The sequence below is a fragment of the Thermus sp. genome, assembly GCF_056332225.1.
In genome coordinates, this window is record NZ_JBWGQW010000066.1 from 1 (window position 1) to 6,204 (window position 6,204).

The following is a 6,204-nucleotide window of genomic DNA, read 5'->3' on the forward strand; positions in this document are numbered from 1 at the left end:
CTCCTTGAGGCTCCGGGCCGGGGTCTCCAGCCTGGCGGCGTAGAGGCCGAGGTAGGCCTTCATCCCCTTCCTCCCCGCCCAGTTTGCTCCCTTGGGGCCCGAGGGGCAAGTGGCAAAGGCCCCGCCTTCGCGGGGCCCCTTGGTGCCGGGGGCGGGACTTGAACCCGCACGCCCTCGCGGGCACACGACCCTGAATCGTGCGCGTCTACCAATTCCGCCACCCCGGCAGACGCAAGGATCATTCTAGGCCACGCCCCTCCCCTCGTCAAGGTCCTGAAGTTCGCCCAAGGCCTCCACGTGGAGGGGGGCGAAGGGGGCCTCCTGGTAAAGGCGCACCTGGCCCAGGCGATGGGCCTCCAGAAGGGCGGCGAAGGCCACCGCCCGCTCGGCCCAGGCGGGGAAGGGGAGGCTCTGGAAGACCACCCGCCCCTTGAGGAGGGGCCTTAGCCTCGCCCAGGCCTCCTTTAGGCCGAAGCCTCCTTGGGGCAGGCGGAGCACCGCCTTCTGAAAGCCCCGGGCCGCCTGGAGGAGGGCCTTGGGGGGGAGGCGGAGGGCGGGCTTGGGCAGGGGAGGGGGGGGCACGGGGAGGAGGCGGGCCCTCCGCTTGAGGCGGGCCTCGAGGAAGGCCACGGTCTCGGAGAGGCCCAGGAGGACCCGGACCAGGGGGGCCTCTTCTCCCTCCTCCTTGGGGATGAGGGCCTTTTCCGGGGCGAGCTTGAGGAGGAGGAGCTCGGCCAGCACGGGAAGGAGTTCGCTCCTGGCCTTCAGGTCCTCGGGGACCTGGGAGAGGGCTTGGTCCACCACCAGGAGGACGGGGACCTCCTTGGGGGAGAGGCGGCCCCGCCTTAGGGCCTCCCGCAGGGCCTCGAGGGAGCCCGTGAAGCCGGGGAAGCTGAGGTGGATCACCGCAGGACCGGGCGCTTCTTGGGCAGGAGAAGCCCCACCTTCTCCCGCACCTCCTCCATGGTGGCCCTGGCCACCTCCCTGGCCCGCCGGGCCCCCTCCAGCAGGGCGTCCATGACGTAGTCCGGGTCCCGCTTCAGGGCCTCGGCCCTTTCCCTTATGGGCCTCAGGGTCCGCATGAGGTGTTCAAAGAGGACCCGCTTCACCGTAAGGGTCCCCACCCCCGCCTTCCGGTACTCCTCCTTCAGGGCCTCCACCAGCTCCTTGGGGGCGAAGTAGGAGAGGTAGGTGAAGACGACGGTGCGCTCGGGGTCCCCGGGGTCGGAGAGGCGGATCCTCTGGGGGTCGTCGGGGAGGTGCTGGATCTTCTGCCAGATGCTCTCCTCGGGCTCCAGGAGGCCGATGGTGTTCCCTAAGGACTTGCTCATCTTGGCCTTGCCGTCAATCCCGGGAACCCTCGGGGCCTCGGGGTTCAGGAGGGCCTGGGGTTCGGGGAAGGTTTCCCCGAAGAGGTGGTTGAAGCGGCGGGCGATCTCCCGGGTGAGCTCAATGTGCTGCACCTGGTCCTCCCCCACGGGGACGGTGTCCGCCTTGTAGACGAGGATGTCCGCCGCCTGGAGCACGGGGTACATGAGGAGGCCCGCCCAAATGGTCTCCTGCTTGCTGGCCTTGTCCTTGAACTGGGTCATGCGGGTGAGGTCCCCCAAGGGGCTTAGGGTGGTGAAGACCCAGGCGAGCTCGGTGTGCTCGGGCACGTGGGACTGGACGAAGAGGGTGACCCGCTCGGGGTCAAGCCCCGCCGCCATGTTCACCAGGGCGGCCTCAAAGGTGCGCTGGGCGAGGGTCTTGGGGTCGTAGGCCAGGGGGTTGGTGAGGGCGTGGTAGTCCACGATGCAGAAGAAGGCGTCCCGCCCCAGCTTTTCCCCGATCTCCACCCACTGCTTGATGGCCCCCAGGTAGTTGCCGATGTGGATCTCCCCCGAGGGCTGGATGCCGGAGAGAACCCGTTTCATTACCTCCCAGGGTAGGGGGTGCGGGCCGGGGCGTCAACGCCGGGGGTGGGTTAGGATGGAGGGATGAAGGACCTGGTGGAGTACCTGGCCAAGAGCGTGGTGGACCGCCCCGAGGCGGTGCGGGTCCAGGAGCGGCGGGGCCCGGAGGGGCCCCTTTACGTGGTGGAGGTGGCCCTGGAGGACAAGGGCCGCCTCATCGGGAAGGGGGGGCGGGTGATCGAGGCCATCCGCACCCTGGTGCGGGCCTACGCCAAGCGCAAGGTGGGGGTGGAGGTGCGCTGAGGCCCTAGAATGAGGGTATGCGCCTGGTGGAGATCGGCCGCTTCGGAGCCCCCTTCGCCCTGAAGGGCGGGCTCAAGTTCCGGGGGGAACCGGTCCTCCTCCACCTGGAGCGGGTCTACGTGGAAGGCCACGGCTGGCGGGCGGTGGAGGACCTTTACCGGGTGGGGGAGGAGCTGGTGGTCCACCTGGCCGGGGTGGAAAGCCGGGAGCTGGCCGAAGCCCTGGTGGGCCTCAGGGTTTACGCCGAGGTGGCGGACCTCCCCCCCCTGGAGGAGGGGCGGTACTACTACTTCGCCCTCATGGGCCTGCCCGTCTACGTGGAGGGCGAGCAGGTGGGGGAGGTGGTGGACATCCTGGACGCCGGGGCCCAGGACGTCCTGGTGATCCGGGGGGTGAGGGAGAGGCTACGGGACCGGGCCGAGCGCCTGGTGCCCCTCCAGGCCCCCTACGTGCGGGTGGAGGAAGGGGCCATCCACGTGGAGCCCATCCCCGGCCTCTTTGACTGATGCGCTACACCCTCCTCACCCTCTTCCCCGGCCTCGTCCGGCCCTGGCTGGAGGAGTCCCTCATCGCCAAGGCCCGGGAGAGGGGGCTTCTTGAGGTGGAGGTGGTGGACCTCCGGGCCTATGGCCTGGGGCGGCACCGCGCGGTGGACGACACCCCCTATGGCGGGGGGGCGGGGATGGTGATCCGGGCCGACGTGGCCGTGGCCGCCCTGGAGGCCGCGGGCCCGGCGGACGAGGTCATCCTCCTCTCCCCGGCGGGGGAGCCCTTTACCCAGGGGGTGGCGGAGGACCTGGCGAAGAAGGGGCATCTGGTCCTCCTCTGCGGCCGCTACGAGGGGTTTGACGCCCGGGTGGAGGCCTTCGTCACCCGGGTGCTTTCCATCGGCGACTACGTGCTCATGGGGGGGGAGGTGGCCGCCCTGGCGGTCCTCGAGGCCACCGCCCGCCTCGTCCCCGGGGTCATCGGCGACCCGGAGAGCCACCGGGAGGACTCCTTCGTGCGGGGGCTTCTGGACTTCCCCCACTACACCCGCCCCCCCGAGTTCCGGGGGCTTAAGGTGCCCGAGGTCCTCCTCTCCGGGAACCACCAGGAGGTGCTCCGCTTCCGAAGGAAGGAGGCCCTGAGGCGCACCCTGGCCTTTAGGCCCGAGCTTCTCCGGGAGGCCCGCATCGGGGCCCTGGAGGCGGCCTGGCTTGCGGAACTGGACCGGGAGGGCTAAACTGGAGGCTGTTGCCCATGAACCCCTAAGGGTTCCTCTGGGACGGGAGGCTTGGCATGAACCGAGGCGCGCTTTTGAAGGTGGTGGAATCCCGCTACGCCCGCACCGACCTGCCCGAGTTCCGCCCCGGGGACACCGTGCGGGTGGCCTACCGGGTGAAGGAAGGCAACCGGAGCCGCATCCAGAACTTTGAGGGCATCGTCATCAAGGTCAAGCGCAACGGCTACAACTCCAGCTTCACCGTGCGCAAGGTGAGCTACGGGGTGGGGGTGGAGCGCATCTTTCCCCTGAACTCCCCCCTCATCGAGAAGGTGGAGATCGTCCAGCGGGGCCGGGCCCGCCGGGCCAAGCTCTACTTTATCCGCGAGCTTTCCGAGCGGGAGATCCGCCGCAAGCTCCGGGTGGACCGCAAGCGCACCGGGCAGGACATGGACAAGGCCAAGGGAGCCGCCCAGGAGGGATAGGAGAGGGCCTTAGATAAACCCCAGGGCGCGGGCCCTCTCCAGGGCCTCCACCCGGTTGCGGGCCCCCAGCTTCCCGTAGAGGCTTTCCAGGTGGTCCTTCACCGTGTCCGGGGAGAGGCCGAGGGCCCTCGCCATCTCCTTGCCGGAAAGCCCTTGGGCCAGGAGCCTGAGCACCGCCTCCTCCCGGGGGGTGAGGCGGGGGAGGTCCGGGGGGGTGAGGCGCTCCTCCCCGGCGAGCACCCGGAGGAGGCGCCGCTTCAGCTCGGGGGCGGAGAGCTCCTTGGAGAAGTAGGCGTCGGCCCCCGCCCGGGCGGCCTCCCGGAGGAGGGCGGGCTCGAGGTAGGTGGTGAGGAGGGCGATGACGCCCCCGTACCCCGCCTCCCTGAGCTTCCGGGCGCAGGCGATGCCGTCCAACCCCGGCATGCGGAGGTCCAGGAGGACGGCCTCCGGCCTCAAGGAGAGGGCCTTCTCCAGGGCTTCTTGCCCGTTGGCCGCCTCGGCCACCACCTTTAGGCCCTCGGCCTCGAGGCCCGCCCTAAGGCCGAGGCGGAAGAGGGGGTGGTCGTCAGCGATGAGAAGCCGCATCCCCCTCAGGCTACTCCAAGGGGCTATACTCAGGGCATGCCTCTGACCTTAAGCGCCCTGGCCGAGCTTTCGGGCCTGGCCTCGGAGCACGTCCTCCGGGAGGAGGTGGAGGAAACGGGCATTCCCCCTGAGGTCATCCTCTCCAAGATGGCCGAAAGGCTTGAGGTGATGCGGGACTCCATCCGAAGGGGCCTCGCCTCCGACGCCCCCAGCGTGGCGGGCCTGGTGGGCAAAAACGCCAAGACCCTCTGGGAGGCCCCGGACCCCCTGCGGGACCCCCTTCTCAAGCGGGTGCAGGCCTACGCCATGGCGGTGAACGAGGAAAACGCCCGCATGGGGCGCATCGTGGCCGCCCCCACGGCGGGAAGCGCCGGAACGCTTCCCGGGGCCCTTTTGGGGGTGGCGGACCACCTGGGGATTCCCGACGAGAAGCTCCTCATGCCCTTGGTCCTGGCCGCCGGGGTGGCCAAGATGATCAGCCGGGTCATCCACATCTCCGGGGCGAGCGGGGGATGCCAGGCGGAGATCGGCTCTAGCGCCGCCATGGCCGCGGCCGCCGTGACCGAGCTTTTGGGCGGAAGCCCCGAGGCCTCGGCCCACGCCGCCGCCCTGGCCCTGCAGAACACCCTGGGCCTGGTCTGCGACCCCGTGGGGGGGTTCGTGGAGGTGCCCTGCGTGATGCGCAACGGCTTCTACGCCGTCCACGCGGTGAGCGCCGCCTCCATGGCCCTCGCGGGGATAAGGAGCGTCATCCCCCCGGACGAGGTGGTCCTGGCCATGGCGGGCATCGGCCGCCTCCTTCCCCTGGAGCTCAAGGAAACGGGCCTCGGGGGCCTGGCCGACACCCCCACGGGCCGGAGGCTTGCGGAAGAGGCCCTGAAGAAAACGTAGCGCTTCCGGGGCGCGAGCCCGCATGGGGCGGCGCTACTCCTCGCCCTTGGCGATGGGCACCCCCACCAGGTTGCCCCACTCCGTCCAGGAGCCGTCGTAGTTTTTCACCCGGGGGTAGCCCAGGAGGTACTTGAGGACGAACCAGGAGTGGCTGGACCGCTCGGCAATGCGGCAGTAGACCACCACGTCCTTGTCCTTGGTGACCCCCAAGGGCTCGTAGAGGGCCTGAAGCTCCTCGGCGCTTTTGAAGGTGCCGTCGGGGTTCACCGCCTTGTCCCAGGGGATGTTCTTGGCCCCGGGGATGTGCCCCGCCCTTAGGGCCCCCTCCTGGGGGTAGTCGGGCATGTGGGTGAGCTCCCCGCGGTACTCCTCGGGGCTACGCACGTCCACCAGGGCACCCTTGCCCTCCTTCACCTTGATGATCTGCTCCAGGACGTCGTCCCGGTAGGCCCGGATGGACTCGTCCCGGTAGGGGACCTCGTAGCGGCCCGGGGGATAGGAGGGCACCTCGGTGGTGAGGGGCCGTCCCTCCTCCACCCACTTCTGCCGCCCGCCGTTCATGAGGCGCACGTCCTCGTGGCCGTTGTACTTGAAGAACCAGAAGGCGTGGGCGGCCCACCAGTTGCTCTTGTCCCCGTAGAGCACCACGGTGGTGTCGTTGGAGATGCCGAGCCTCTCCATGAGCTTGGCGAACTCCTCCTCGCCGATGAAGTCCCGCACCACCGGGTCCCAGAAGTCCCGCTGCCAGTCAATCTTCTGGGCCCCGGGGATGTGGCCCGTCTCGTAGAGGAGGATGTCCTCGTCCACCTCCAGAACCCGGACCCTCGGGTCTTTCAGGTGC

General features: G+C 69.5%; 9 protein-coding genes and 1 tRNA gene. 5 read left to right on the forward strand and 5 right to left on the reverse strand.

Features of this window, described 5'->3' with window-relative positions; translation table 11 throughout:
• Positions 1–140: 140 nt before the first annotated feature.
• From AC01Y6_RS09185 to trpS, 3 genes are all read right to left on the reverse strand, one after another.
• Positions 141–227, reverse strand: a tRNA-Leu gene (locus AC01Y6_RS09185).
• A gap of 16 nt (positions 228–243) precedes the next feature.
• Complete coding sequence (locus tag AC01Y6_RS09190; RefSeq protein WP_476671232.1) at positions 244–906, reverse strand: chromosome segregation protein ScpA; 663 nt, start codon at positions 904–906, stop codon at positions 244–246.
• Positions 903–1,916 (reverse strand): tryptophan--tRNA ligase, encoded by a 1,014-nt coding sequence (gene trpS, locus AC01Y6_RS09195; protein ID WP_476671234.1) that lies wholly within the window; start codon positions 1,914–1,916, stop codon positions 903–905. Before trpS ends, AC01Y6_RS09190 begins: the two co-directional genes overlap by 4 nt.
• A gap of 63 nt (positions 1,917–1,979) precedes the next feature.
• On the opposite strand from trpS, the gene AC01Y6_RS09200 reads away from it, so the two are divergent.
• From AC01Y6_RS09200 to rplS, 4 genes are read left to right on the forward strand one after another with little or no spacing between them, the layout of a single operon-like run.
• Positions 1,980–2,198 carry a KH domain-containing protein gene (locus tag AC01Y6_RS09200; protein WP_476671235.1) on the forward strand — a complete coding sequence of 73 codons (219 nt, stop codon included), beginning with the start codon at positions 1,980–1,982 and terminating at the stop codon, positions 2,196–2,198.
• A 17-nt stretch (positions 2,199–2,215) separates the two neighbouring features.
• On the forward strand, positions 2,216–2,704 hold the full coding sequence (rimM, locus tag AC01Y6_RS09205) for a ribosome maturation factor RimM (RefSeq protein ID WP_347240296.1): 489 nt from the start codon (positions 2,216–2,218) through the stop codon (positions 2,702–2,704).
• Entirely contained in the window at positions 2,704–3,423 is a 720-nt protein-coding gene (trmD, locus tag AC01Y6_RS09210) for a tRNA (guanosine(37)-N1)-methyltransferase TrmD (protein WP_428716753.1), read from the forward strand. Before rimM ends, trmD begins: the two co-directional genes overlap by 1 nt.
• A 56-nt stretch (positions 3,424–3,479) precedes the next feature.
• A complete protein-coding gene (rplS, locus tag AC01Y6_RS09215) occupies positions 3,480–3,887 on the forward strand; it encodes a 50S ribosomal protein L19 (protein WP_347240294.1) in 408 nt (135 codons plus the stop codon).
• A 9-nt stretch (positions 3,888–3,896) separates the two neighbouring features.
• Here rplS and AC01Y6_RS09220 read toward each other — a convergent pair whose 3' ends face one another.
• Entirely contained in the window at positions 3,897–4,472 is a 576-nt protein-coding gene (locus AC01Y6_RS09220; protein WP_428722118.1) for a response regulator, read from the reverse strand.
• A 36-nt stretch (positions 4,473–4,508) separates the two neighbouring features.
• Here AC01Y6_RS09220 and sdaAA point away from each other — a divergent pair, with 36 nt between their 5' ends.
• On the forward strand, positions 4,509–5,363 hold the full coding sequence (gene sdaAA / locus AC01Y6_RS09225) for an L-serine ammonia-lyase, iron-sulfur-dependent, subunit alpha (RefSeq protein ID WP_347240292.1): 855 nt from the start codon (positions 4,509–4,511) through the stop codon (positions 5,361–5,363).
• Positions 5,364–5,396: 33 nt separating this feature from the next.
• Here sdaAA and AC01Y6_RS09230 read toward each other — a convergent pair.
• A partial coding sequence (locus tag AC01Y6_RS09230; protein WP_476671237.1) for a sulfurtransferase occupies positions 5,397–6,204 on the reverse strand: 808 nt, incomplete at its 5' end.

What these genes read in the sequence shown, in the direction of transcription:
- rimM (WP_347240296.1), top strand. Translation starts at nt 2,216, where the DNA reads ATGCGCCTGGTGGAGATCGGCCGCTTCGGAGCCCCCTTCGCCCTGAAG.
- sdaAA (WP_347240292.1), top strand. Translation starts at nt 4,509, where the DNA reads ATGCCTCTGACCTTAAGCGCCCTGGCCGAGCTTTCGGGCCTGGCCTCG.
- trpS (WP_476671234.1), bottom strand. Translation starts at nt 1,916, where the DNA reads ATGAAACGGGTTCTCTCCGGCATCCAGCCCTCGGGGGAGATCCACATC.
- trmD (WP_428716753.1), top strand. Translation starts at nt 2,704, where the DNA reads ATGCGCTACACCCTCCTCACCCTCTTCCCCGGCCTCGTCCGGCCCTGG.
- rplS (WP_347240294.1), top strand. Translation starts at nt 3,480, where the DNA reads ATGAACCGAGGCGCGCTTTTGAAGGTGGTGGAATCCCGCTACGCCCGC.
- AC01Y6_RS09200 (WP_476671235.1), top strand. Translation starts at nt 1,980, where the DNA reads ATGAAGGACCTGGTGGAGTACCTGGCCAAGAGCGTGGTGGACCGCCCC.
- AC01Y6_RS09220 (WP_428722118.1), bottom strand. Translation starts at nt 4,472, where the DNA reads ATGCGGCTTCTCATCGCTGACGACCACCCCCTCTTCCGCCTCGGCCTT.